Raw genomic sequence first — 24,958 nt, 5'->3', positions numbered from 1 at the left:
TTTTACTGTCTGTACTTTGCGGTCACGAGTCTTCCACACTCTGCAGCCGCCTGTCTTATGTTCTTATGTTTCTTCCTGTGGCATGGTACTGTGTACCTTTTGCCTTACAAAATAGAAGCACACTGCCTGTAGCAATATCGTCACGGTCCAGGATGCCGGATAGGATAAAAACAGTACCATCAGTGACCGGTGCATGGGGAACACCCCATAGATCCAGAAAATCCTCGTACCTACCGTTCCGATAATAGATAAGATCATAGGAACCGCCGAATGCCCCATTCCACGCAGGGCTCCCGGGATCAGATCCATGATTCCGCATAAAAAATATGTCAGTGTCGTATACAATAAGATTTCCGTACCGCAGGCGATCACATCCGCCTCCGTAGTATAGATATGAAGCAACTGGGGCCCAAAGAGATTGGCACCGCCACCCAGAGTCACCGCCACGATCACCGACAGGATCATGCAGTCGACAAGTACCCGGTCCATACGCTTTTTCTTCCCGGCTCCGTAGTTCTGGCTGGTGAAGCTCATGCACGCCTGCGTGATGGAATTGATCGATACGAACAGGAATCCGAAGATGTTGTTCGCCGCCGTGTATCCCGCCATGGCAATGGATCCAAAGGAATTCACCGAAGACTGCAGCAATACGTTAGAAAAATTGATCACCACGCTTTGAATCCCGGCAGGCACTCCCACCTGGAAAATCTGCAGCAGATACTCCCATTGGATTCCCAGCTTTGTGATCTGCAGGCGGTAACAGCTGTCCGTGCCAAACAGACATCCCAGCACCAGCACACAGGAGATGATCTGCGAGAACACCGTAGCGATGGCCACACCTGCCACTCCCATGGAAAAGACAATGACCAGAAACAGATTTAACGCAGCGTTAACAGCTCCCGAAATGATCAGGAACAGAAGCGGTCTCTTCGTATCGCCCACTGCCCGCAGAATAGCTGCTCCGTAATTATACAGCATAAAAAAGGGCATTCCGCAAAAATAGATTTTCATATATAGAGCTGCCTGGTCGATCACATCTGCCGGAGTATCCATCCACTCCAGCGATATCCGGGCACAGAACAGTCCCACAAATACCATGACGATGCCGCTGATCAGGGCAAAAGTCATCGCCGTATGTACCGTCTCGCTCATCTCCCGCTCTTTGCCTGCCGCATAGAATCTGGCAGACAATACGTTGGCTCCCAGCGAGACCCCGATGAACAGATTCACAAACATATTGATCAGTGCCGTGGTGGATCCCACCGCCGCCAGTGCCTGACTTCCGGTAAATCTCCCGACCACAATAATATCCACTGCATTAAATAGCAGCTGTAAAATACTCGACACCATCAGCGGCAGGGCAAAGGATATTAATTTATCCATGATCGTGCCGTTGCACATATCTATCTCATATTTATTTTTCTTCTGTACTGCTTCCATTTCAGATACCTTTCCATCCATTTCCAGACAAGCCTATGACTTATGATTCTATCACATATTTTGCTATATTTCCATTCCCCTTTTTTACTAAAAATATGGTATACTATATTTTGGATGTTTTTGGAATTTGCAGAAGTGAAAAAAGAACACTATGAAAGGAACCATTCCCTATGAAATATGACATCATTATTATCGGTGCCGGCCCCGGCGGTATCTTCTCCGCTTACGAGCTGGTACAGCAGAATCCCGACCTGAAGATCGCCGTCTTCGAAGCCGGTCATCCTCTGGAGAAGCGCCACTGTCCCATCAATGGAGATAAGATCAAAAGCTGCATTAACTGCAAGAGCTGTTCAATTATGAGCGGTTTCGGCGGTGCAGGTGCTTTTTCCGATGGAAAATACAACATCACCAACGCTTTCGGCGGTACGTTGTATGAATACATCGGCAAAAATCAAGCCATCGATCTTATGAAATACGTGGATGACATCAATATGAAATTCGGTGGAGAGGGCACCAAACTGTATTCCACCGCAGGTACCTCATTTAAAAAGCTCTGCATGCAGAACAAGCTGACCCTCTTAGATGCTTCCGTCCGTCACTTAGGTACCGATATCAACTTTATCGTGCTGGAGAATCTGTACGCAGAACTCAAAGATAAAGTGACTTTCTATTTCGATACTCCGGTAAAAACTGTGGAAGCACTGGATCCGGGATATCGCATCAGCTGCGAAGACGCCTCCTACGAGTGTGACCAATGCATCATCTCCGTAGGCCGCAGCGGCAGCAAATGGATGGAACAGATCTGTAAGGATCTGGATATCAACACCAAGTCCAACCGTGTGGATATCGGTGTCCGCGTGGAGCTTCCCGCTGTCATCTTCTCTCATCTGACTGATGAACTGTATGAGAGTAAGATCGTATACCGAACCGAGAAATTCGAAGATGCCGTGCGTACCTTCTGTATGAATCCGCACGGTATCGTAGTAAATGAGAATACCAACGGCATCGTCACCGTCAACGGCCACAGCTACGAGGGTGCCGACAAACAGACCGAGAACACCAACTTTGCACTGTTAGTCGCCAAGCATTTCTCCGAACCCTTCAAGGACAGTAACGGCTACGGCGAAAGCATCGCCCGTCTCTCCAATATGCTGGGCGGTGGTGTCATCGTGCAACGCTTCGGTGATCTGGTAAGAGGACGCCGCAGTAATGCAAAGCGTATTGCCGAGGGCATGGTGGAGCCTACCCTGGCTGCAACCCCCGGTGACTTAAGCCTGGTACTTCCCAAGCGTATCTTAGACGGCATCATTGAAATGATCTACGCTTTGGACAAGATCGCACCCGGTACCGCCAATGACGACACTCTGCTCTACGGTGTGGAAGTGAAATTCTATAACATGGAAGTAGAACTGGACGAGCACCTGGAAAGCTGTCATAAGGGATTATATATCATCGGCGACGGCAGTGGCGTGACCCATTCCCTGTCCCATGCATCTGCCAGCGGCGTCTATGTTGCCAGACAGATCGTCAAAAGCAATGAATAATAATACAAGATGAAACGCTAAAAAAGGAAGGTATATTCTATGGCACAGACAGTTAAGATCATCTCTGACAGTACCTGCGATCTGTCAAAAGATTTATTGGAAAAATATGACATTGCCATCCTGCCCCTGCACATCCTGTTAGGGGAGACAGAGTATCGTGATGGTGTGGACATTACCCCGGAAGAGATCTTCCGATGGTCCGATGAAAATAAGACCACACCGAAGACCTCTGCACCTTCCATGACCGAGGCCATGGAAGTGATGAAGCCATTTCTGGAGGAAGGCCGTGAGATCATCTGTTTCTCTATTTCCGACAGCATGTCCACCTCCGGCAATGTCATGCGGCTGGCCGCGGAAGATCTGGAGGCTTCGGATAGAGTAACCGTGATCAATTCCGCTAACCTGTCTACCGGTATCGGACTGCTGGTAATACAGGCTGCCATGTTATCCGCAGAAGGAAAAAACATGGACCAGATCACTACTGCCATCGAAGAGATCCGTCCCAGAGTCCGCGCCAGCTTCGTCGTAGATACCCTGACCTATCTCTATCGCGGCGGCAGATGCAATGCCGTAGCTGCTCTGGCCGGCGGTATGTTAAAGCTTCACCCCAGGATCGTAGTCGAAGACGGCGCCATGGATGCCTCCAAAAAATATCGTGGTAAGCTGGGTTCTGTCATTCTGTCCTACACAAAAGATATGGAAGAAGACCTGAAAAATGCGGTTCCCGACAGAGTCTTCATCACGCACTCCGGCTGTGATCGTGAAATTGTAGAGTCGGTTCGTTCCTATCTGGAGAGCCTCGGTATTTTCAACGAAATACTGGAGACCAGAGCCGGCGGTGTCATATCCAGCCACTGCGGACCCGGTACACTGGGCGTTCTATTTATCGAGAAATGATATGAATGATGCCAGGGTCAAAAGGTCTAAACCCACATGAGCTTGCTCATAAGTGGGTGAAAGACCTTAGGACCCGCCCCGATATGAGCATAAAAGTGGGATGATAATCCCACGATATGCGAATAGAGGGTAGGATTGTGAGAGTGCGTAGCACGTAACAATCCGTAGGCATCAGAGTCGGGGGCTTTTGACCCCGACATCATATGAATAGAGCAAATGAATTAGAAAGAGGTATTTATGATCCGTTTTATATTCGTTGTATTATTTGTTGTATTATTCCTGATCCTGTCCACTCCGCTTATGCTGGTGGAATGGATCATTGGCAAGTTCAATCCAGGGCTGAAGGACAAAAGTTCCCTGGCCATTGTCAACTGGGCATTCCGTCAGGTGATCCGCCTGGCGGGTACCAAAGTGATCGCCATCGGTGAAGAAAATATTCCCACCGATACTGCAGTACTGTATGTGGGCAATCACCGCAGCTTTTTTGATGTGGTCCTGACCTACGTCCGCGTTCCCAGGCCTACCGGCTACGTTGCAAAAAAAGAAATGCTGAAATGGCCCCTGTTAAATATCTGGATGAAGGATCTGCACTGTCTCTTCCTGGATCGCCAGGATATCAAGGCCGGGCTGAAAACGATCCTGGCTGCCATTGATAAGGTGAAAAACGGTATTTCTATCTGTATTTTCCCCGAAGGTACCCGGAATAAGACCAAGGATACTTTCCTCCCTTTCCATGAAGGCAGCTTCAAGATCGCCGAAAAAGGCAATGTTCCCATCATTCCCATGACCATTGTGAACTCTGCCGCTATTTTTGAAGACCATTTTCCCAAAATAAAAAAGGCCACCGTAGTCATTGAATACGGTAAGCCCATTTATATGAAGGATCTGGACAAGGAGACCCGCAAGAGCATGGGCACCTATGTACAGAATATAATCTCCGAGACCTATTTCAAAAACAAAGAACTGATCTAATATCTAATGTTTTCCGGTGAGGGAGACCTGTTGGGCGATCAGAAGAAGATAATCCGACGTTTTTCCCTCTTCCGGATAATAGCACACGGAATCTCTGTTTCTGCCCATCAGATAATGTAAAAAATCTTCCAATATCTCCGTATACTGATAACTGTATAAGATATAATTGGCACAGGCCAGTTCCTCCGCCCGCTTCAGCAGATCTTCCGTACCGTTGTTGACGGAAGTCACGGCGTCGATCATTTTACCGGAACGTTTTGCCAGTTCCTCTCCCTGATCTCTGATACCTTCCATGAATGCTGTGCACAGATCAATATCCACCGACTGTCTGGTAGCCAGATATGTCATGGAACCGTAGAGATATGCAGTTTCCTCCAGATAGCTTGTATTATCTTTGAAAAATTCCTTATACTCCAAAATCTGCGAACGATAGGAAGGAAGTCCCGCAGCCCGGTACAGTTCCGTCAAAGCCATGAATTTCTCCGCATCTCTGCCGGATGCTGCTGCCAGCTTTGTGTAGATTGCGGATGCGTGCTGAAGACATTGCGTTGCATATTGTACATCATATTTCTGATACAGATAACTGAATTTTGCCAGGACAGCCACATACGTCATGGTATCCGGCTCCTTATCCTCTGTCTCATTGACGGTTTTTTCCAGCCAATCCGCAATATATTCCAGCATATCCGGAATCTCATTCCCATTATCGTCCGTAAAAACTTCCGAATACCATTCGCATGCCTCCAGCAGTGTCAGGATCTCATCCTCTGTAATGCTGCGCTCCCGGCAGCTTTCATGCACCCTTTCGCACAATGCTTTAAACAATTCCTCATAATACCTCTCCTTGATGGAAAAAGAGAGCGACTGCCCCACCCGGTCGCATTCCAGATAAAAGCTTCCCTCGCTGGTATATTCCGTAAAATCCACTGTTCCGATGTATAATTGCAGATCCTCGTTGTACTCCGGCTGTTTTACCTTCCCCCGATATACGATCTCTCCGGACTCTTTATCGATCAGCCGGAAACTTTCCACCGGTTCCCGGCTTTTGACGATTGCCTGCTTTTCTCCGTCTCCTGCATACCCCTGCTGATCCACCAGTACATTAGGAGTAAGTGTCGGAATGGTATAATTGATTATCGGGGTATTTTCCATTGCCATATCCGCAATACTGACATGTCCCGTCTCGGCAGAGGTATTGCCACAGGCGGTATTCCCTATGATATTCACGATGAACAGCAGCGACAATATTGCTGCATATTTTCTGTTGTATTTCAAATTGGTCCTCCGCACAATCTCCCGGGAGATTACAGTACACGATTTTTCCATTGATAATAGTATAAACGGTCCACATGAAAATTTCCATAGGTATTCTGTATATACATCAGTGGAACAATGCCTCCCCGTTTACCGGATCCCCATTATGCGTCAGGGCAAAATACACATTGCTCCCCTCAGCACTGTAATATTTTGTAGGCGCTGCTACACTGCCGATCGTTTCACCCGGATTCACATAAGCATTTTCCTTGACGGTAATCTCCGCCAGTTGTCCGTAAGTGGCCTCATAGCCGTCTCCCAGATCCAGCGTCACCGCCTTACCGATCTCCTCATTTTCAAAAATCGAAGTTACTTTTCCCTGCGCACAGGCGGTTACCGTCATGCCTTCTTCCGCGGAAAAGATCGTAGCCGGATTGTACTTGTACTGATCCAGTGTGGCAAAGTAAATGCTCTTGTCCATAGAGTAATGCATCAGAATATCACTCTGTACCGGTTTCTGCATTCCATCGTTTTCCGTAAAATGCAGGGTTTTCTCTACTGTCAGCTCCGGCATCTGCTGCTCTGCCTCCGCAGCCTCCTGTAAGGTCTCCTGATCTGTCAGTCCCGGGATCTCCACATGGCCGGAGCCCACCTCCTGGGGAAGATAATCCAGATCATCCTCCGTGACCGGTGCTGCCGCGATCTCATTTCCGGCTGTGTTATTCGCGGTCAGTTCCGGAATATTCTCTTCCTCCTTCAGCAAATGCTCCTCATTATATTCGGATATCTCCTGCATTTTATCATCCGCATTATTTTCAAGTGCAGTGAAGTCCAAGGTATAGCCATCATCCTTGGACTCCACATTCTGCCCCTTCATATAGACCCCCGTCATGGTCAACGCTGCCAGAACAAAGGCCGAAGAGGCCAACATTATAATACGCTCTTTATGAATACCGCTTTTTTTATTTCTTCTCATATCCGCATCCTTCCTGTTCCCTGAACCAACTTCCTGCTATACAATCGTTTCAACCACTTTCCCTGGTTTATCCTATAGTCTTGCCCGATTCGAAGGTTTTATTCAGGATGCATTTTCCATTGATCTTTATTGGTGTTACGCTTTTTGAGCATAAGCTGCCATGTCTACATGCTGCACAGTACCCACATTTCCGTTTTCATATAAGAAAATACCGGTCTTACGGATCGCTCCGTTCGTTGCATTGGCTTCTGTCGCACCGTCCCGGGCCGTTCTGTCTCCCTGTAAGGTAAAATCTGTGGAAACATTTTGCAGACAGATTGCACCGACACCCTTGTCGGAAAGTTTGTACAATACGTCATTGCCCTTTTCATCTTTGCACCAGATTTTTAATTTTGACCAGATGGAATCATTCTCATCGATCCAGCCGTTGCCGTCCTCATCATACCGTGCCAGGTCCGCAAATCCGTCACCGTTCCCGGTTCCGAACAGTTCACTGCCGTCGTTGATGATGCCGTCTCCGTTTTTATCCAGTGCAAGATAACCGCTGCCCTTTAACATAGATATCTCTTCTTCCTCACCGTCGGCATCCAGGTCAAAATAAAAGGTCTGATCCGACAGCTCCGTCGCATCGGTATCCAGATTGATCACCAGCGGATCATATAGGGCAAACTGCGCTACATTCAATTCTTCTCTGTAGTATTCCTCACACCTGCGGCTCATATTTACATTGACATTAAAATGGATCTCTCTGCCGTCCTTGGTACGCACGGTTCCCACGGTAGAGAAGCTGGTGTCCTCCTGCTCTATGCTCCAGCTCTCCCCGACATAGTTCAATACTTTTACGCGGGAAGTCACCTGCGGAAATACATCCGATGCAGGTGTTGCCGTGACTGTTTCCTGCGTGCCGCCACTCCAACCGTTTTCCTGCATCCAGTCATGCAGAGTACTATTCCGGGAGGGGAATAATAAATCAAAAATATAACGTACCGTATATTCCCGGATGGTGGACAGTGTCTGTTCACTGGCGCTGCTTCGCATATTCCATCTCGCGGAGGATACCAGAAAACGGCTCTGCCAGTCTTTTGCAGTCATTGCAGTATTCTCTGCGGTATTCTCCTGTTCCCCGGTGTTCTGTGCTGTATCCTCTCCTTCCGGTGTCTTCTGTCCCTTCGTGGATACATCTGTCAGCCCTGCCTGATAATCCGTTATCTCAAAGCGTCTGACGCTCGTCTTAGAAGTATGATAACTTCTGGCGGAATCCATTCCTATGCTTGCGGAATCAATTCTCAAATCTGTAATTTTCTCCTTTCCCCGACCTCACCATACAGGGCGCGCTTCCTGTAAAGCTTAATCGTTCGCTACCACATGTGATATTGCATGGCTGAACGGTTAAGTCAAAAAAATGGTAACAGAACAGAATATTTTAATATTATTCTATCCGATTACCATCCGTGGTGTCGTTAAAAACTATATAAAAAATAAGTAGCAGGAAGTGACCGGCCTTGTCACCTCTCTGCTACTTATATCGTCCGTATCGGGCGTTTTGTTTAGTCTGAATTTATTGCTGTGTGGGTGCAGCAGGCGCACCGGGTGCGGGAGATACCGGTTTCCCGGCTGCTTTCAGCTTCGCGGCGATCATACCGGCTACCATCTCTCTGGTCACTACGATGTTGCCGCCGAAAGGATTGATGACAAATCCCAGCGCCGGACTGCTATTGCCCTGTGCATCCTTGCGCAGCAGCATTCCTGCATAATCATCAAAATTCATGGCGAACGTCTGCTGGTTCTCTTCGTCCTTCCACTTTTTCAGCTCCATCCAGTCTGTGAAAGCCATGAAGAATTTCCGTCCGTCCTCTGTAGATAACATGGGGAACTGGACTTTTGCATCACGGGGAATTCTCACCTGTCCCTTTTCATCCGGCTGGGGCACAGGATCGATCACTACCGGAGCCAGGAACTTTGCTTTCTGAAGCTCCTCCAGGAACATCTGTCTGTGTTCCGGTGTATCTTCTGCTTTTAATAATTCGATAGATCCTACCATCATGGGGTTGGATACCGGTTTGTTAAATTCCATATTTTTGCTCCTTATACACGGTTATAGTTGATTAAGCAGCCCTTCAGGATGATCTGGCGTTCTTCATCGGTCAGTTCGCCTAACTTCAGGGAGAATTCCTTCATGCCCTCTCCGGGTGTTACCACATAAGCTTTGATCTCTTCTGCCTTGTCTTCCACGGCCTTCTTGATGCCGGGAACGAACAGATAATCCAGATTCTTAAAAGGCAGATCCCCGGGCTGGATGAGGAAGGGAAGCATACCCCAGTTGATCAGGTTGGAACGATAACGCTTGGTAGCATACTCGTTGGCGATGTTCGCCCAGCCGCCCAGTACCTTCTGACAGGAAGCAGCCTGCTCACGGGCAGAACCGTCTCCGGGCTTCACTGCGAAGATCGTGGAACCGAATCCGGTGTTCTTACGGTCAGCCTCAGAATACTGTTTCTTCACTTCGCCCATAACATCCTTCAGTACGGGAACCGCCTGGCAGGGATGTCCGCCGTTCATACGCTCTTTCTCTGCCTTCTGGATCTCTTTGGCACGTCCTACATACTGCGGGTCCTTACGGCTCAAGGTGAACTCTGCCAGTCCCAGAGGATTGGAACGGTAGGAAGAGGTCTCACCGGAAGGGATCAACTCATCGGTGGTGGTTACAGGATCGTGGATCTCGGATACTACCTGTAATACCAGATTTTCAGGCAGGGCACCCATAGCGGGCCAGTCCTTGATATTGGGGCCGAACTGGATCTCTACGCTCTCGTCTGCCACACCGTGGGAATCGAATACACGGTTCTTGTAAATATTGCTGTCGAAATGATATTTGTATTTTCCGAAGTCGCCGTCGAACTCTGTTGCGGGAGTCAGCACGCCCTTGTTAGCTGCGGTAGCTGCGATAGATCTTGCATCCATCAGAGCTACGGAAGCGATCTGACCGTTCTGCAGCTTGGAGCCTTCACGGTTCGGGAAGTTTCTGGTAGAATGACGGATACTGAACGCGTTATTGGCAGGGGTATCTCCGGCACCGAAGCAGGGACCGCAGAAGGCTGTCTTCATGACTGCACCGGTCTCTAAGATGGTCGCAGCACAACCGTTACGGATCAGCTCCATGTATACGGGCATAGATGCGGGATATACGCTTAAAGTAAATTCATCCGCACCAATGTATCTGCCCTTCAGAATATCGGCTGCTGCACAGATATTCTCAAATCCGCCGCCGGCACAGCCTGCGATAATACCCTGATCTACGATAAATCTGCCATTTTTTACTTTATTCTTCAGAGTAAAGTCTACGGCACCGTCCAGGCTTACTTTCGCACGTTTCTCGGTCTCATCCAGAATATCCATCAGATTCGCATTCAGCTCCTCAATGGTGTAAGTATTGCTGGGATGGAACGGCATGGCGATCATGGGACGGATCTTGTCCAGATCCACCTCTATGAGACCGTCATAGTAGGTTACCTGACCGGGATTCAGCTCCTTATAATCTTCCGTACGTCCATGAATCTCATAAAACTCACGAATCTGGTCGTCGGTCTTCCAGATGGAGGACAGGCAGGTGGTCTCTGTAGTCATGACATCAATACCGATACGGAAATCAGCACTCAGGGATGCCACGCCGGGACCTACGAATTCCATGACTTTATTTTTCACATAACCATTCTTGAATACAGCGCCGATGATCGCCAGTGCCACGTCCTGAGGACCGACACCCTTCACGGGCGCGCCTTTCAGATATACGGCTACCACGCCGGGCATATTGATATCATAAGTCTGATTCAGCAGCTGCTTCACCAGCTCGGGACCGCCCTCGCCCATAGCCATGGTACCCAGAGCACCGTAACGGGTGTGGGAATCGGAGCCTAAGATCATTTTGCCGCCGCCGGCCAACATCTCTCTGGCGAACTGATGAATCACTGCCTGATGAGGAGGTACATAGACACCGCCGTACTTTTTCGCACAGGTCAGGCCAAACATGTGGTCATCCTCATTGATGGTGCCGCCTACGGCACACAGAGAGTTATGGCAGTTGGTCAGTACATAGGGCATGGGGAACTTCTGCAGTCCGGATGCTCTTGCGGTCTGAATGATACCTACAAAGGTAATATCATGGCTGGTCAGCTTATCGAAACGGATCTTCAGCTTATCCATATTGCCGGAAGTATTATGCTCCCGCAGGATACCATATGCCATGGTGTTTTTCGCTGCTTCTTCTCTGGAGATCGTAATGCCGGTCTTCGCCTGTATCTGTCTGGCTGCTTCGGAGGTATCCGCTACAATATCTGTACCGTTTACCAGGTAAGCGCCGCCCTGTGTTAACTGAATCATGCTCGTCCTCCTGTTATTCCACTTCTTATGCATAGATAGAGTGCATCTTGTGTGCACTCCCTTCATTATACTGGATTGTTTTCTCAGATGCAATGATCTTATAGGATGTTTTTGCACTTGAGCGTACGTAAAAAAATACCGCCTATAGAGCGCAACAGTCTCTCTAGGCGGTATGACTTCTTTTTTAAGTTCTTAATTATTTCAGTACTACCTTATCCAGATGCCAGATCTCATCCACATACTGCTGTATAGTTCTGTCAGATGTGAACTTGCCGGAGCAGGATACGTTGAGGATTGCGCTCTTCGCCCAGTTGTCCTCGTCGCGGTAAGCAGCTTCCACTCTCTTCTGTGCTTCTGCATAGGACTTGAAGTCCTTGAGGATGAAGTAGGTGTCTGCCTTCGCCGTGCACTGGGTGTTCAGCAGGGAATTGTACAGCGGGCGGAACAGCTCGGGATCTCCCGGTGCGAAGGTTCCGTTGATCAGCTGCATCAGTACCTTGCGGACATCCTGATCATTGTTGAAGATCTCCATGGGGTCATATCCGCCATGGTTCTCATAGTTAATAACCTCCTGTGCGGACAGGCCGAAGATGAAGGCATTCTCTTCGCCCACTTCTTCTACGATCTCCACGTTGGCACCGTCCATGGTTCCCAGGGTCAGGGCACCGTTCAGCATGAACTTCATGTTACCGGTACCGGATGCTTCCTTACTTGCGGTAGAGATCTGCTCGGAGACATCTGCTGCCGCAAAAATAATCTCTGCGTTGGATACGTTATAGTTCTCGATAAATACAACCTTGATCTTGCCGTTAATGGCAGGATCGTTGTTAACCACATCCGCTACGGAGTTGATCAGCTTGATGGTCAGCTTCGCATTACGGTAACCGGCTGCAGCCTTCGCGCCGAAGATAAAGGTTCTGGGGTAGAAATCCAGTTCCGGATGCTCCTTCAGTTCGTTATACAGGTGCATTACATGCAGAATATTAAGCAGCTGTCTCTTGTACTCATGCAGACGCTTTACCTGTACATCGAAGATGGATCTGGGATCTACTTCGATACCGTTGTGCTCTAAAATGTATTTTGCCAAACGTACTTTATTCTGGTACTTGATGTTCATGAACTCCTGCTGTGCCTTTTTGTCATCCGCATATACCTTCAGGCGGGAGATCTGAGGCAGATCGGTGATCCAGTCGTCACCTACGTGAGCCGTTACCCAGTCAGCTAACAGCGGGTTTGCATGCAGCAGGAAACGTCTCTGAGTGATACCGTTGGTCTTATTATTGAAGCGCTCCGGGAACATCTCATAGAAGTCCTTCAGCTCCTGCTTCTCCAGGATCTCGGTATGCAGCCTTGCCACACCGTTGACAGAGTAGCCGGAGACAATTGCCATATTTGCCATCTTCACCTGTCCGTCGTAGATGATCGCCATCTTGCGGATCTTCTCCTGTACATCCACGCCGGGTACATTGCTGTATTTCTGCTGGATATCAAGGATGAATCTGCGGTTGATCTCCTCTACGATCTGGTAGATTCTCGGAAGCAGTCTGGAGAACAGTTCGATGGGCCATTTCTCCAATGCTTCCGCCATAATGGTGTGATTGGTGTAAGCGCAGGTCTTGGTGGTGATCTCCCATGCTTCCTCCCAGGTCAGATAATAATCATCCATCAGCACACGCATCAGCTCTGCGATCGCTACCGTAGGATGGGTATCGTTCAGCTGGAACGTAACCTTCTCATAGAACTTATGGATATCGTCATGCTTTCTCATGTACTTCTCAACTGCTTCTTGTACGGATGCGGAGATGAAGAAGTACTGCTGCTTCAGACGCAGCTCCTTACCTGCATAGTGATTGTCGTTGGGGTACAGAACCTCTACGATGTTACGTGCCAGGTTCTCCTGTTCTACCGCCTTCTGGTAATCGCCCTTATCAAAGGAATCCAGCTGGAAGCACTCTACGGGCTCCGCATCCCAGATACGCAGGGTGTTTACAATGCCATTGCCATAACCCACGATGGGGAAATCAAACGGAACCGCCTTAACGGACTGATAGCCCTCCTGGGTAAATACGTTTCTGCCGTTCTCATCGGTATGCACACTGACATAGCCACCGAATTTCACAATTTTCGCATACTCAGGTCTGCGCAGTTCGAAAGGATTGCCATTCATCAGCCAGTTATCGGGAACCTCTACCTGATAACCGTCGCGGATCTCCTGCTTGAACATACCATAACGATAACGGATACCGCAGCCGTATGCAGGATATCCCAGCGTTGCCAGGGAATCCAGGAAACATGCTGCCAGACGTCCCAGTCCACCGTTACCCAGTGCTGCATCCGGCTCCTGGTCCTCGATCAGGTTCAGATCCAGTCCCAGCTCTTCCAGCGCTTCCGCTACGGGCTTGTATGCCTTTAAATTGATGAGGTTATTTCCCAGTGCTCTTCCCATCAAAAACTCCATGGACATGTAGTAGACCATCTTGGGGTCTTCCTTCTCATATGCCTTCTGGGTCTCCATCCAGTTCTCTACGATACGGTCCTTGATCGCATAAGATACTGCCTGGAAGATCTGCTGTGCATCTGCTTCTTCCAGATTCTTACGATACAGGGTGCGCACATTATATTCCACACTTCTCTTGAAGAGCTCCTTGTCGAACTCTTTTGCCTTTACCGGCTTCTCGCTGGCTGCTACTGATTTTTTCACCTATGTTCTCCTCTCCATTACCTCTCCGGTACTGTACTCTTCTCAAGATATTCCGCGCCGGATAGCGTTATGATTTCATCCATATTCTTAACCAAATACAGGTAATATTATAACAAACTTCCATGCGCATTCCAACTGTTTTCGCCGGTTTTCGTAAGTTTCGTAAATGTTTTTCCGAAACAGAAAAGATTCTGCGGTCCCCCTTCCGGAAAACCGCAGAATCTTTATCTTTATACTCTCTCCACAGCGATCACTGCGTTCTCGCCGTTGATATTCCATTCCTTCGATACGCTGTATTCCGCACCGCTTGTCAGTTCATCAGCCAGAACCTTGCCGCTGATGGCTTCTTTGTTCTTCTGTGCGATCTCGGACAGCTTATCGTTGCCATTGATGGATACGCGGATGTGATCGGTCACTTCGAAGCCGCTCTCCTTACGCATGGTCTGGATCTTGCTGATGATCTCGTACACGAAACCTTCCTCTACCAGTTCCGGTGTCAGGTTGGTATCGAGAACAACGGTCATCCGGTTGTCTTCCTGAGACACATAGCCTTCCTTCTGTGCCATATCGATCAGCAGATCGTCCTTGGTCAGTTCCACAGCCACACCGTCTACATCGAACTTTAATGCGCCGTCTGCATTCAGTTCATCCATGGCTGCATTGCCATCCAGTGCTGCAAGGTGCTTCTGGATGCCGCCCAACTGTTTGCCATACTTGGGTCCTACGGTACGCAGCTGGGGTTTGAAGGTGTAAGAGGTAAAGTCACGTACGTCATCGGTAAATACGACTTCCTTGACGTTCAACTCATCCTCGATGATCTCCTGGTAGAACTCACTTAAGGTGAAGTCTGACTTGATATACATTCTGCTGATAGGCTGACGATTCTTGATGGCAGCCTCGTTACGGCATGCACGCCCCATAACTACAGCATCCAGTACATCTTCCATATCCTCTTCCAGCTTCTTGTCGATGTGATCCTTGTTCACTACCGGGAAGTCACACAGATGGATACTCTCGGGTGCATTTGCATCGTTGCTTCTTACCAGGTTCTGGTAAATATCCTCTGTCATGAAGGGGATCATGGGTGCGGCTGCCTTACAGATGGTCACCAGTGCGGTGTACAGCGTCATGTAGGCATTGATCTTATCCTGCTCCATACCCTTTGCCCAGAAACGCTCACGGCTGCGTCTTACATACCAGTTACTCATCTCATCGACGAAGTCCTGCAGAGCCTTGGCAGCCTCGGGGATACGGTACTGGTCCAGATTGCTGTCTACTTCTGCAACGGTAGAGTTCAGCTTGGACAGCAGCCACTTATCCATTACGGGCAGTTTGTCGTATTCCAGTGTATATTTGGAAGCATCAAAATTATCAATATTTGCATACAGTACGAAAAATGCGTAGGTGTTCCACAGGGTACCCATGAATTTACGCTGTCCTTCCTGTACGGCCTTGCCGGAGAATCTCTTCGGCAGCCAGGGTGCGGAACTGGTGTAGAAATACCAGCGGATGGCATCTGCACCGTAGGTCTCCAGTGCGTTGAAGGGATCTACCGCATTGCCCTTACTCTTACTCATCTTCTGACCGTTCTCATCCTGTACATGACCCATAACGATAACGTTCTTGTAAGGAGCCTTATTGAAGAGCAGGGTGGATTCTGCCAACAGAGAGTAGAACCATCCACGGGTCTGGTCCACTGCCTCGGAGATAAAGTCAGCAGGGAACTGCTGCTCGAACAGATCCTTGTTTTCAAACGGATAATGATGCTGTGCAAAAGGCATTGCTCCGGAGTCGAACCAACAGTCGATCACCTCAGGCACACGCTTCATCTGCCCGCCGCACTCGGGGCAGGTGATGGTGATCTCGTCGATGTAAGGACGATGGAACTCTACGGTCTTCGCCTTCTCATTGCCGCTCATCTTGTACAGTTCTTCACGGCTACCGATGGAATGCTGATGTCCGCATTCGCACTCCCAGATATTTAACGGAGTACCCCAGTAACGGTTACGGGATACACCCCAGTCCTGAATATTCTCCAGCCAGTTGCCGAAACGTCCCTCACCGATGGAAGCGGGGATCCAGTTGATGGTCTTATTATTACGTACCAGATCATCCTTCACAGCGGTCATCTTGATGAACCAGGACTCTCTCGCATAATAGATCAGCGGAGTGTCACATCTCCAGCAGAAAGGATAATCATGCTCGAACTTCGGTGCATCAAACAGCTTGCCCTCTGCATCCAGATCCTTAAGTACCAGAGGATCTGCGTCTTTTACGAATTTTCCTGCATAAGGGGTCTCTGCGGTCAGATCACCCTTGCCGTCTACGAACTGTACGAAGGGCAGCTCGTAATTACGTCCGATACGGCTATCGTCTTCACCGAAAGCCGGTGCGATATGAACGATACCGGTACCGTCGGTCATGGTTACATAACCGTCGCAGGTTACGAAATGTGCCTTTTTCTTCTGCTTTTCAGCGGCATCTCCCGCACACTTGTACAGAGGCTCGTACTCCTTGTACTCCAGATCCTTACCAACATAAGTCTCCAGTACTTCGTAAGCATCCTTGCCTTCTTCTGCAAGACGTCCCAGAACCTTGTCTGCCAGTGCCTTTGCAATATAATAGGTATAACCGTCGGCGGCCTTCACCTTCAGGTAGGTCTCCTCCGGGTTCACGCACAGTGCCACGTTGGAAGGAAGAGTCCAGGGGGTGGTGGTCCATGCCAGGAAATATGCATCCTCGCCCTTTACCTTGAAACGTACGATGGCGGAACGCTCCTTGACTGCCTTATAGCCCTGTGCCACTTCGTGGCTGGACAGCGGGGTTCCGCAGCGAGGGCAGTAAGGAACGATCTTGAAACCCTTGTACAGAAGTCCCTTATCCCAGATGGTCTTCAGTGCCCACCATTCGGACTCGATGAAATTGTCATCGTAGGTAACATAAGGGTTATCCATGTCCGCCCAGAAACCAACAGTACGGGAGAAATCTTCCCACATTCCCTTGTATTTCCAGACGCTCTCTTTACATTTGTCGATGAAAGGTGCCAGACCGTATTCCTCGATCTGCTCCTTGCCATCCAGACCAAGCAGCTTCTCAACTTCCAGCTCTACGGGAAGTCCGTGGGTATCCCAGCCTGCCTTACGGGGAACCATATATCCCTTCATGGTACGGTATCTTGGGATCATATCCTTGATGGTACGGGTCTCTACATGACCGATGTGGGGCTTACCGTTGGCGGTAGGCGGTCCGTCGTAGAAGGTATAAGTCTCACCTTCCTTACGATGCTCCATACTTTTTTTGAAAATGTTGTTGTCTTCCCAGAATTTCTCGACAGCTTTCTCGCGGTCTACGAAATTCAGGCTTGTGGGTACCTGCTTGTACATAGTGCGCTTCCTTTCTTAAAAAAAATGGCTCCGTCCCGTAACAGGACGAAGCTCATGCATTCGTTAACCACCTCTTACAACATACTTCCCATACGATTCCACATGTGTAATCTCACAGGAGTGATATGCTTCCCGGTAACGGCGGGATTCCGTTCAGAACTACTGACCTGGGCTTTTGTTCTGACAGCTCAGAAGTGATTTTCACTTTTTCCCTACTCGCACCGGTCTCTCACCATCACCGGCTCGCTTTGCCTTTCTGCGGAAAAGTTACTCTCTTCGTCAATGCATTTTTGATATACCGCTATTATATATCTCATTTTTTTGCGTTGTCAAGCCGGATGTTATGATTTGCTTAGAAAGCTTTTCTTTCTTGCTTTTCCGACATTTATTTCATATAATTATTTTAAGACTGATATGTGTACCGATCTTACCGGAAGGGGCAGCGATTCTATGGAAAATACGCAAAATGCGCCGAAAAGAAGCGGCGGTAAAATATCATATACTCTGCAGGCGATCGGCCTGATTCCCCTGCTGACGCTGGGGATCGTCATGTTATTTTTCACTTCCCAATGGTTCACAAAAATTATGTATCAGGAAGTGGAACGTGAATTGTATGATGCCACCAAAAGTGCCACTACACTTCTGAACGCTGCCTATCCTGGCGATTACCGGCTGGAAGGTGATGTTGCCTACCTTCTGTATAAGGGCGATGTAGATATCACCCGTGAATATTCTCTGTTTGATCAATTCAAAGAGGATACCGGACTGGACATCACCCTGTTCTATCAGGATACCCGCATTCTGACGACTCTGTATAATACCCAGGGTGACCGCATTGTCGGCTCCGGTGCTCCGGATGTGGTGATCCGTGATGTCCTGAATACCGGTGAAGATCATTTTTATATCAACACTCTGATCAATGGAAAGACTTATTTTTCCTATTATAGTCCTGTCCGCAATCAGGACGGCAGCATAGTTGGCATGCTTTTTATAGGAAAATCCAGTGCCGCCGTATCTCAATCCATTCAACGTTATGTCTATCCGCTGACATGGCTGATCATCGGTTTTGTGGCTCTCGTGGCTGTCTGCATCTATTTTTACACCAGAAGATTCGTGGCTGTATTACTCCATATTCACAGCTTCCTGTCGGAGGTAGCCTCCGGGAATCTGAACGCCACACTAGATCATTCCGTAACAAAACGCAGTGATGAATTAGGTGATATCGGTCGCTGTGCCCTGTCCATGCAGCGCTCTCTTCGTACCATGATCGAGCAGGATGCCCTGACCGAGCTGTACAACCGACGCAGCGGAGAAAAAAAGCTGCGCCAGATCTTCGAGGAAGCCCAATCTTTCCGCCATTCTTTTGCGCTCGCCATCGGAGATATTGACTTTTTCAAAAAGGTTAACGATACCTACGGTCACGAATGTGGGGATGCCGTACTGAAAAATGTTTCTGCCCTGCTAAAGCAGCATATGTGGCGCCGTGGCTTTACCGCGCGTTGGGGTGGTGAGGAATTTCTACTGGTGTTTGAAAATGTAGATCTTGCAGAAGCACGGAAACAACTGGAGCTTCTCATGGACAAAATCCACGAACTGGATACACTCTACGAGGGGCAACACGTGAAGATAAATATGACCTTCGGACTGGTCTGTGAGTCTGACAAAGATGTTCATACATTATTAAAAGAAGCTGATGAGAAATTATATATCGGTAAGACAAACGGTCGTAACCAGGTGGTATCTTAACCCGGTTACGACTGTTTTTTATTGCTCCATCTGTCTGCCCAGGAAGCCTGCCGCAGACAGAGCCAGTTTCTGCTCCACTTCTCCCATTTTGCTCTTCCCGTCATTTTCCAACAGGATCACACTTCCGATGATGTCCCCTTCGCAGATGATCGGCGTGATCAGCTGCCAGGCATAGTCGATAGCAATATCCTCTGCAATGTTGACGTAGTTGCGGTCTCCTTTTGCAGCGATCACAGTCTCTCTGTTATGGATCTTCTCTTCCAGCTGACGGCTTACTGCCTTATTGAGCAGCTGCTTACTGCCACCTGCAACCGCAATAAACTGATCCCTGTCTGCAATCAGTGCCGTATGTCCGGACACCTGCGCAAGACTTTCCGCATATTGTCTTGCAAAAGTTGTCATTTCTCCGATGGGGGAATATTTTTTCAAAATCACCTGCCCCTCTCTGTCGGTGAAGATCTCCAGCGGGTCACTCTCTCTGATGTGTAACGTGCGGCGGATCTCCTTCGGGATCACAATTCGTCCCAGGTCATCTATTCTTCTTACAATTCCGGTTGCTTTCATTGATAAACCTCCTGCTTTCCAGATTACTTTCCATAATTGTGCTGTGTGGGTAGTATGTGGAAAGCATGGAGAAATTATGTGACATTTACCAAAATGTTTTTTTCTTTGTATTTCCTATATTTCTGTGTTACACTTAATCTACTTGTGACAAAATATTAAGTGTGGGAGAGATTAAACTATGAATCACAAAAATAATAAAAGAAGTTCATTTTCCGGCAAGATCGGTTTCGTCCTGTCGGCTGCCGGAGCATCCGTAGGCCTGGGCAACATCTGGCGTTTCCCGTATCTGGCAGCCAAATACGGCGGCGGTATCTTCCTGTTGATCTATATTATTCTGGCGCTTACCTTCGGTTATAGCATGATCGTGGCAGAGACTTCACTGGGACGCATGACAGGTAAAAGTCCCGTGGGGGCCTTTCATACCTTCGGAAAATCCAAATGGCTGTCCTTCGGCGGATGGATCAACGCTATTATTCCTATTCTGATCGTTCCTTATTATTCCGTCATCGGCGGATGGGTGATCAAATATCTGGTGGAATATGCCAAGGGTCACGGACATGATCTGGCAGCAGACGGTTATTTTTCCACGTTTATTTCCAATGGTGTCTCTACTGAGCTGTGCTTTATCGTATTCACTCTGTGTACGCTGGGCATCATCTACGCCGGTGTCCGCAACGGTATCGAGCGCGTATCCCGCATTATGATGCCGATCCTGGTAGTGCTCTCCGTGGTCATCACAGTCTATTCCGTTACCAGACCGGGAGCACTGAGCGGTGTGAAGTATTTCCTGATCCCGAATCCCGCGAATTTCTCCTGGATGACAGTGGTCGCTGCCATGGGGCAGATGTTCTACTCTCTGTCCATTGCCATGGGTATTCTCATCACCTTCGGCTCTTATATGAAAAAAGATGTCTCCATTGAAGGTTCCACGAAAAATGTAGAAATCTTCGATACCGCTATTGCCATCATGGCAGGTCTGATGATCATTCCCGCCGTGTTCGCATTCTCCGGTGGAGATCCCGATACCTTACAGGCCGGTCCTTCCCTGATGTTCATCACACTTCCCAAAGTCTTCGACAGCATGGGAATGGGCACCTTCGTAGGTATTATGTTCTTCGTACTGGTACTGTTCGCAGCCATGACCAGCTCCATTGCCCTTACCGAAAGTGCTGTGTCTACTTTCGAGGACGAGCTTGGCTGGGGTCGTAAAAAATCTACCGTGATCATGGGTGTGATCATGCTGGCACTGGGAACGTTATCCTCACTGGGTTACGGACCGCTTGGTGCTGTGAAGATCATCGGCATGCAGTTCCTTGATTTCTTCGATTTCCTGACCAACTCCGTGATGATGCCGATCGCTGCCATCACCATCTGTCTGCTGGTATCCCGCGTCATCGGTGTAAAGGCTGTGGAAGAAGAAGTCATGCACGGAGAATCCGCTTTCCGCCGCAAAAAGATATTCAACTTCATGATCAAGTATCTCTGCCCGGTATTTGCTGCCATTATTTTATTAAGTTCTGTAGCAAATGCATTTGGACTTATTTCCATGTAAGATCCCAGAGTCATAAACAAAACCCCACGCTTGTGTGAACACAGTGTGGGGTTGTTCTTATTATATGTCAATAATCCGTCCTATCTCCGCGTTCACTCTATGTGAAATCGAGATTACCGTTCTTCCTTCCGCGGCGCGCTTCAGTGCCTGCAGCACCTCTTCCTCAGTCTGGGCATCCAGATTTGCCGTAATCTCATCCAGCAGAAGAAGCTTCGGCTTCGCCACGGCGGCTCTGGCAATGGATAAGAGCTGCCACTGTCCCTGAGAGAAAATCTCCGAAGTACAGAGCGTGTCATAGCCTTTTTCCAACTGCTCTATCGTCGCATCCAGTCCCGCAATCCTTGCAGCCTCCCGTACCTCTTCCATAGTAAAAGAATCGTCATACAGCGTGATCTGATCCTTCACGGTACCGGGTACTCTGTGAAAAGTCTGCTCCACATAGCCGTACAGGCTGCGCTTTTCTTTTTCCGGAATCTGAAAAGCATCTCTTCCCTGAATCAGCACTTTACCCTCTCCCGGCTGATAGAGTCCCAACAACAGTTTGAAGACCGTACTCTTCCCTGCCCCGGTTCTTCCGGACAGCGTCACCTGTTCTCCGGGATACACTTTGAAGCTTAAGTGATGCAGGATTTTACGGCTGTCATCCTCATAAGCAAAGGTCACGTTTTGCAGTTCCACAAACGGTGTCTCTTCCTCTGTGGTCGCCGGAGTCTCCAAATTCCGTACTCTCTCCGGCAATTCCTCCAGGGCATAGAATTCATTGATCCGGTGCACGCCCGCAATGGCAGACTGGATCGTCTGAATCTCCATTCCCAGACTCTCCACAGGAGTAAATATCTGTGAAATATAGTTGATCACAGCTACCGCTGTACCGGCTGACATTCCAAACAGAGTCAGCACTTTGGCATTGCCGAAGGCTGAGAACAGCATCACCACAGCCACCACAACAGCATTCAGGATCAGGATCACCGGGGAATAAATAGCATCATAGAAATTCGTGCGATCTACCGCGCGATAACTCTCCGCAATATATTCATCATACCGCTGCTCCATGTAACGCTCTTTTCCCAGCGTATGAATGGTGCGGATATTGTGCAGCGTCTCCGGCACATGTCCGGAGGCTCTGCCCACAGCATGACGGTTCTCGATCTGGGCTTTCAGCATGTTTTTCTGCACCGTCCGGGTGAACCAATACAGAAATGGTAACAGAACCAAAAGTACAATCGCCAGTCCTCTGTTTTTTAACCAGATCACCACCAGGATACTTATAATCTTACAGGCATCGGCGAACATGCTGATGATTCCGGAGGTAAACAGGTTCTCCACCGTATCCACATCTCCTACGAACCGGGATACGATAGTACCGGGCTCCTGCTTCGTCAGTTCCCCTGCCGTCAGATTCGTGTATTTCTCCATCATGCTGCTCCGCAGTGCGTGGGTGATCTTCTGACCGAAGACCGTCAGCAAACCTTCCCGAAGGCTTTCGGTCAGTCCAGTGAGCACCGTAAAAGCAAAATATAGTATCACCAATGCAACCGGAACTGTGTTTCCTGCGGTGATCGTATCCACGATACTTCCCAGAATCCAGGGCGGCAAAAGTGCGGTTACAATGGCACCTGCGACTGCCAACAGGATTCCCAGCGACAGTCCTGTATAGCCTGTCAAAGTCTGACGGATCACGCTGCGGACATTTTTCACATTCCGTTTCTTATTTTTCTGCATCTGTTTATTTTTCTGCATGATCCGGACCTCCCTCCTGCGTACTGTGTACATCAGCGCCATCCGCCTGTGCTTCATACAGTCTCGCATACTCCGGGAACGTTTCAAGGATCTGTTCGTGGGTTCCTGCGGTCACTTTTCCATCCTCCATCCACAGCACTTGATCCATTTCAGGGAACAGATACAGCCTATGGGACAACAGGATCACGATACTGTCCGCTGCCATCTTCCGCAGATTGGCAAAGACCTCTTCCTCCGTCTTGCGATCCAGTGCGGAAAAAGGATCGTCCAGGATCAGGACCGGACGCTTATGGCACAGGGTTCTCGCCAATGCCAGCCGCTGTGCCTGTCCACCGGAGAGTCGGACGCCACCATTTCCCACAATGGTGTCCATACCCTCTTCCATCTCTGCCACCTCACCGTCGAAACAGACTGCCTTCAGATACTTCTCCGGATCGTCATCATCGCCCAGCAGTATATTGTTACGGACACTATCATTGAACAGCTCCGGATCGTGTCCTAAATATCCCACCATGCCGTTTTGCTCTGCCTTGGTCATCCCGGATAATTCTTTGCCGTGGAAACAGATCCTTCCTTCGTAAGGGTATTCACAGAGGAAGGTCTTTCCCAATGTGGATTTACCACACGCCACTGCGCCGGTGACACCAATGATCTGTCCCGGAGTGGCTGACAGATTGAAGTCCTCATAGATCTTCTCTCTGCCGGGATAAGCGAAGCTTACATCCGATACTTCCAGCGTTCCCGACTCCTGTACCAGGCTATCGTCCTCATAAGTGGTTTCCTTCATCAGTGGCTTGATGCGCTTCCAGGAGACCTGGGCTTTATGTACTGCATTGAATAGCTTCGCGGCATGAGAAGATTTCACGGCTAACTTCAAAAAACAGGATAAAAACGTGGTAAAGGCTGCCACATCCCATATTTTCCAGCCTGTTCCCAGCACATTTCTGCTGCCGAAATACAGGATAAACAATACTCCTGTCATGGAGATGATCCGGTACAGCGGGGGGAACGCAGTACTCCAGATATTGGCCTTCACAGCAGATGTCTCATAATCGGTAAGGTTCGCTTCATAGGCCTGCTTCCGCTCTTTTTCTCTGCCATAGACACGGTAAGTGATAGCGTTAGTGGCTCTGTCCAGTGTTGCGGCACTTAAATCTCCGGATTGCTCCTTATAAGCAGTTCCGGTGCGTTGCACGTTACGCTTCATCTTTTCCGCCAGCACATAAGATACCGGTAAAAACAGCATGCCTAAGATTGCCAGCCGCCAGTCATAGAATAACAACATTCCCACATATGCCGCCAGTGCCACACCGGTATCGAAGATCTCTGTGGTAAATTTCCGCATACCCTCCGCGCAGTCGTCCACATCCAGGATTGCCTTGGTCATCACATTTCCGACACCCTCTTCTTCCAGTTCGGCACGGCTTCTGTGCACCAGGCTGCGGTACAGGATCTCTTTCATGTCACGATTTACATTATTGGCAAAACGTCTGACATAAAAACGTTTGATATAACGGGCAATCTGCACGATGGCAATAGATATCACATATGCCGTCACCAGCACCAGCATATCCCGGTATCCGGCCTTCCCGCCCAGAATATCCACCAGGCATCCCGTCATCCGACCCTCGAACCACGGTCCTGCCAGAAGTCCGAGGTTATAGATCAGGCCGGAGAACGTGACTGCAAGCAGCACCGGCCACTGGGTTTTGAAATAATACAGGATTTGATCCTTTTTCGCTGCCTCAGATATCTGTTTCATCCTCTCCGGCTCCTTCTTCCACACATTTTTCCGCATTGACAACCCCTGTC

The 24,958-nt window shown here is 48.9% G+C and carries 16 protein-coding genes; 5 read left to right on the top strand and 11 right to left on the bottom strand.

Annotation, left to right across the window (positions count from 1 at the left end; genetic code table 11):
• Positions 1-63: 63 nt before the first annotated feature.
• Positions 64-1,440 (bottom strand): MATE family efflux transporter, encoded by a 1,377-nt coding sequence (locus H9Q77_RS02075; protein ID WP_249326441.1) that lies wholly within the window; start codon positions 1,438-1,440, stop codon positions 64-66.
• Between the two features lie 170 nt (positions 1,441-1,610).
• Between H9Q77_RS02075 and H9Q77_RS02070 the strand changes: the two genes are divergently transcribed.
• The 3 genes from H9Q77_RS02070 (at position 1,611) to H9Q77_RS02060 (ending at position 4,853) form a co-directional block, all read left to right on the top strand.
• A complete protein-coding gene (locus H9Q77_RS02070; RefSeq protein ID WP_249326440.1) occupies positions 1,611-2,984 on the top strand; it encodes an NAD(P)/FAD-dependent oxidoreductase in 1,374 nt (457 codons plus the stop codon).
• Between the two features lie 39 nt (positions 2,985-3,023).
• A complete protein-coding gene (locus H9Q77_RS02065; protein ID WP_249326439.1) occupies positions 3,024-3,881 on the top strand; it encodes a DegV family protein in 858 nt (285 codons plus the stop codon).
• Positions 3,882-4,118: 237 nt separating this feature from the next.
• On the top strand, positions 4,119-4,853 hold the full coding sequence (locus tag H9Q77_RS02060; RefSeq protein ID WP_022154777.1) for a lysophospholipid acyltransferase family protein: 735 nt from the start codon (positions 4,119-4,121) through the stop codon (positions 4,851-4,853).
• Positions 4,854-4,856: 3 nt separating this feature from the next.
• Here H9Q77_RS02060 and H9Q77_RS02055 read toward each other — a convergent pair whose 3' ends face one another.
• From H9Q77_RS02055 to ileS, 7 genes are all read right to left on the bottom strand, one after another.
• A complete protein-coding gene (locus H9Q77_RS02055; RefSeq protein ID WP_249326438.1) occupies positions 4,857-6,128 on the bottom strand; it encodes a cellulase N-terminal Ig-like domain-containing protein in 1,272 nt (423 codons plus the stop codon).
• 106 nt (positions 6,129-6,234) lie between these two features.
• Entirely contained in the window at positions 6,235-7,083 is an 849-nt protein-coding gene (locus H9Q77_RS02050) for a M23 family metallopeptidase (RefSeq protein WP_118693223.1), read from the bottom strand.
• Positions 7,084-7,218: 135 nt separating this feature from the next.
• Positions 7,219-8,373 carry a hypothetical protein gene (locus H9Q77_RS02045; protein ID WP_249326437.1) on the bottom strand — a complete coding sequence of 385 codons (1,155 nt, stop codon included), beginning with the start codon at positions 8,371-8,373 and terminating at the stop codon, positions 7,219-7,221.
• A 268-nt stretch (positions 8,374-8,641) separates the two neighbouring features.
• Positions 8,642-9,157, bottom strand: coding sequence for an SseB family protein (locus H9Q77_RS02040; RefSeq protein WP_249326436.1), 516 nt, complete (start codon positions 9,155-9,157; stop codon positions 8,642-8,644).
• Between the two features lie 11 nt (positions 9,158-9,168).
• Positions 9,169-11,460 carry a hydratase gene (locus tag H9Q77_RS02035; protein WP_249326435.1) on the bottom strand — a complete coding sequence of 764 codons (2,292 nt, stop codon included), beginning with the start codon at positions 11,458-11,460 and terminating at the stop codon, positions 9,169-9,171.
• 196 nt (positions 11,461-11,656) lie between these two features.
• The gene (locus tag H9Q77_RS02030) at positions 11,657-14,161 is read right to left on the bottom strand and encodes a glycogen/starch/alpha-glucan phosphorylase (protein ID WP_118547976.1); all 2,505 of its coding nucleotides are present in this window, start codon (positions 14,159-14,161) and stop codon (positions 11,657-11,659) included.
• A gap of 230 nt (positions 14,162-14,391) precedes the next feature.
• Complete coding sequence (ileS, locus tag H9Q77_RS02025) at positions 14,392-17,544, bottom strand: isoleucine--tRNA ligase (RefSeq protein ID WP_249326434.1); 3,153 nt, start codon at positions 17,542-17,544, stop codon at positions 14,392-14,394.
• Between the two features lie 450 nt (positions 17,545-17,994).
• On the opposite strand from ileS, the gene H9Q77_RS02020 reads away from it, so the two are divergent.
• Positions 17,995-19,290, top strand: a complete 1,296-nt coding sequence (locus tag H9Q77_RS02020) for a diguanylate cyclase (protein WP_249326433.1) — start codon at positions 17,995-17,997, stop codon at positions 19,288-19,290.
• An 18-nt stretch (positions 19,291-19,308) separates the two neighbouring features.
• Here H9Q77_RS02020 and spoVT read toward each other — a convergent pair whose 3' ends face one another.
• Positions 19,309-19,854, bottom strand: a complete 546-nt coding sequence (gene spoVT, locus H9Q77_RS02015; protein WP_249326432.1) for a stage V sporulation protein T — start codon at positions 19,852-19,854, stop codon at positions 19,309-19,311.
• A gap of 178 nt (positions 19,855-20,032) precedes the next feature.
• Between spoVT and H9Q77_RS02010 the strand changes: the two genes are divergently transcribed.
• Positions 20,033-21,406, top strand: coding sequence for a sodium-dependent transporter (locus H9Q77_RS02010; RefSeq protein WP_249326431.1), 1,374 nt, complete (start codon positions 20,033-20,035; stop codon positions 21,404-21,406).
• A gap of 60 nt (positions 21,407-21,466) precedes the next feature.
• Here H9Q77_RS02010 and H9Q77_RS02005 read toward each other — a convergent pair whose 3' ends face one another.
• The gene (locus H9Q77_RS02005; RefSeq protein WP_249326430.1) at positions 21,467-23,146 is read right to left on the bottom strand and encodes an ABC transporter ATP-binding protein; all 1,680 of its coding nucleotides are present in this window, start codon (positions 23,144-23,146) and stop codon (positions 21,467-21,469) included.
• Positions 23,133-24,908 (bottom strand): ABC transporter ATP-binding protein, encoded by a 1,776-nt coding sequence (locus H9Q77_RS02000; protein ID WP_249326429.1) that lies wholly within the window; start codon positions 24,906-24,908, stop codon positions 23,133-23,135. The genes H9Q77_RS02005 and H9Q77_RS02000 overlap by 14 nt, the downstream gene beginning before the upstream one ends.
• Positions 24,909-24,958 lie beyond the last annotated feature (50 nt).

Source organism: Simiaoa sunii (assembly GCF_014337175.1).
In the GTDB taxonomy this organism is placed as follows: domain Bacteria; phylum Bacillota; class Clostridia; order Lachnospirales; family Lachnospiraceae; genus Acetatifactor; species Acetatifactor intestinalis.
Note: the sequence above shows the minus strand (reverse complement) of the source record. Positions and strands in the feature narration are given on the sequence as shown.

What these genes read in the sequence shown, in the direction of transcription:
- H9Q77_RS02035 (WP_249326435.1), bottom strand. Translation starts at nt 11,460, where the DNA reads ATGATTCAGTTAACACAGGGCGGCGCTTACCTGGTAAACGGTACAGAT.
- H9Q77_RS02065 (WP_249326439.1), top strand. Translation starts at nt 3,024, where the DNA reads ATGGCACAGACAGTTAAGATCATCTCTGACAGTACCTGCGATCTGTCA.
- H9Q77_RS02075 (WP_249326441.1), bottom strand. Translation starts at nt 1,440, where the DNA reads ATGGAAGCAGTACAGAAGAAAAATAAATATGAGATAGATATGTGCAAC.
- spoVT (WP_249326432.1), bottom strand. Translation starts at nt 19,854, where the DNA reads ATGAAAGCAACCGGAATTGTAAGAAGAATAGATGACCTGGGACGAATT.
- H9Q77_RS02000 (WP_249326429.1), bottom strand. Translation starts at nt 24,908, where the DNA reads ATGAAACAGATATCTGAGGCAGCGAAAAAGGATCAAATCCTGTATTAT.
- H9Q77_RS02060 (WP_022154777.1), top strand. Translation starts at nt 4,119, where the DNA reads ATGATCCGTTTTATATTCGTTGTATTATTTGTTGTATTATTCCTGATC.
- H9Q77_RS02050 (WP_118693223.1), bottom strand. Translation starts at nt 7,083, where the DNA reads ATGAGAAGAAATAAAAAAAGCGGTATTCATAAAGAGCGTATTATAATG.
- H9Q77_RS02010 (WP_249326431.1), top strand. Translation starts at nt 20,033, where the DNA reads ATGAATCACAAAAATAATAAAAGAAGTTCATTTTCCGGCAAGATCGGT.
- ileS (WP_249326434.1), bottom strand. Translation starts at nt 17,544, where the DNA reads ATGTACAAGCAGGTACCCACAAGCCTGAATTTCGTAGACCGCGAGAAA.
- H9Q77_RS02020 (WP_249326433.1), top strand. Translation starts at nt 17,995, where the DNA reads ATGGAAAATACGCAAAATGCGCCGAAAAGAAGCGGCGGTAAAATATCA.
- H9Q77_RS02070 (WP_249326440.1), top strand. Translation starts at nt 1,611, where the DNA reads ATGAAATATGACATCATTATTATCGGTGCCGGCCCCGGCGGTATCTTC.
- H9Q77_RS02040 (WP_249326436.1), bottom strand. Translation starts at nt 9,157, where the DNA reads ATGGAATTTAACAAACCGGTATCCAACCCCATGATGGTAGGATCTATC.
- H9Q77_RS02005 (WP_249326430.1), bottom strand. Translation starts at nt 23,146, where the DNA reads ATGCAGAAAAATAAACAGATGCAGAAAAATAAGAAACGGAATGTGAAA.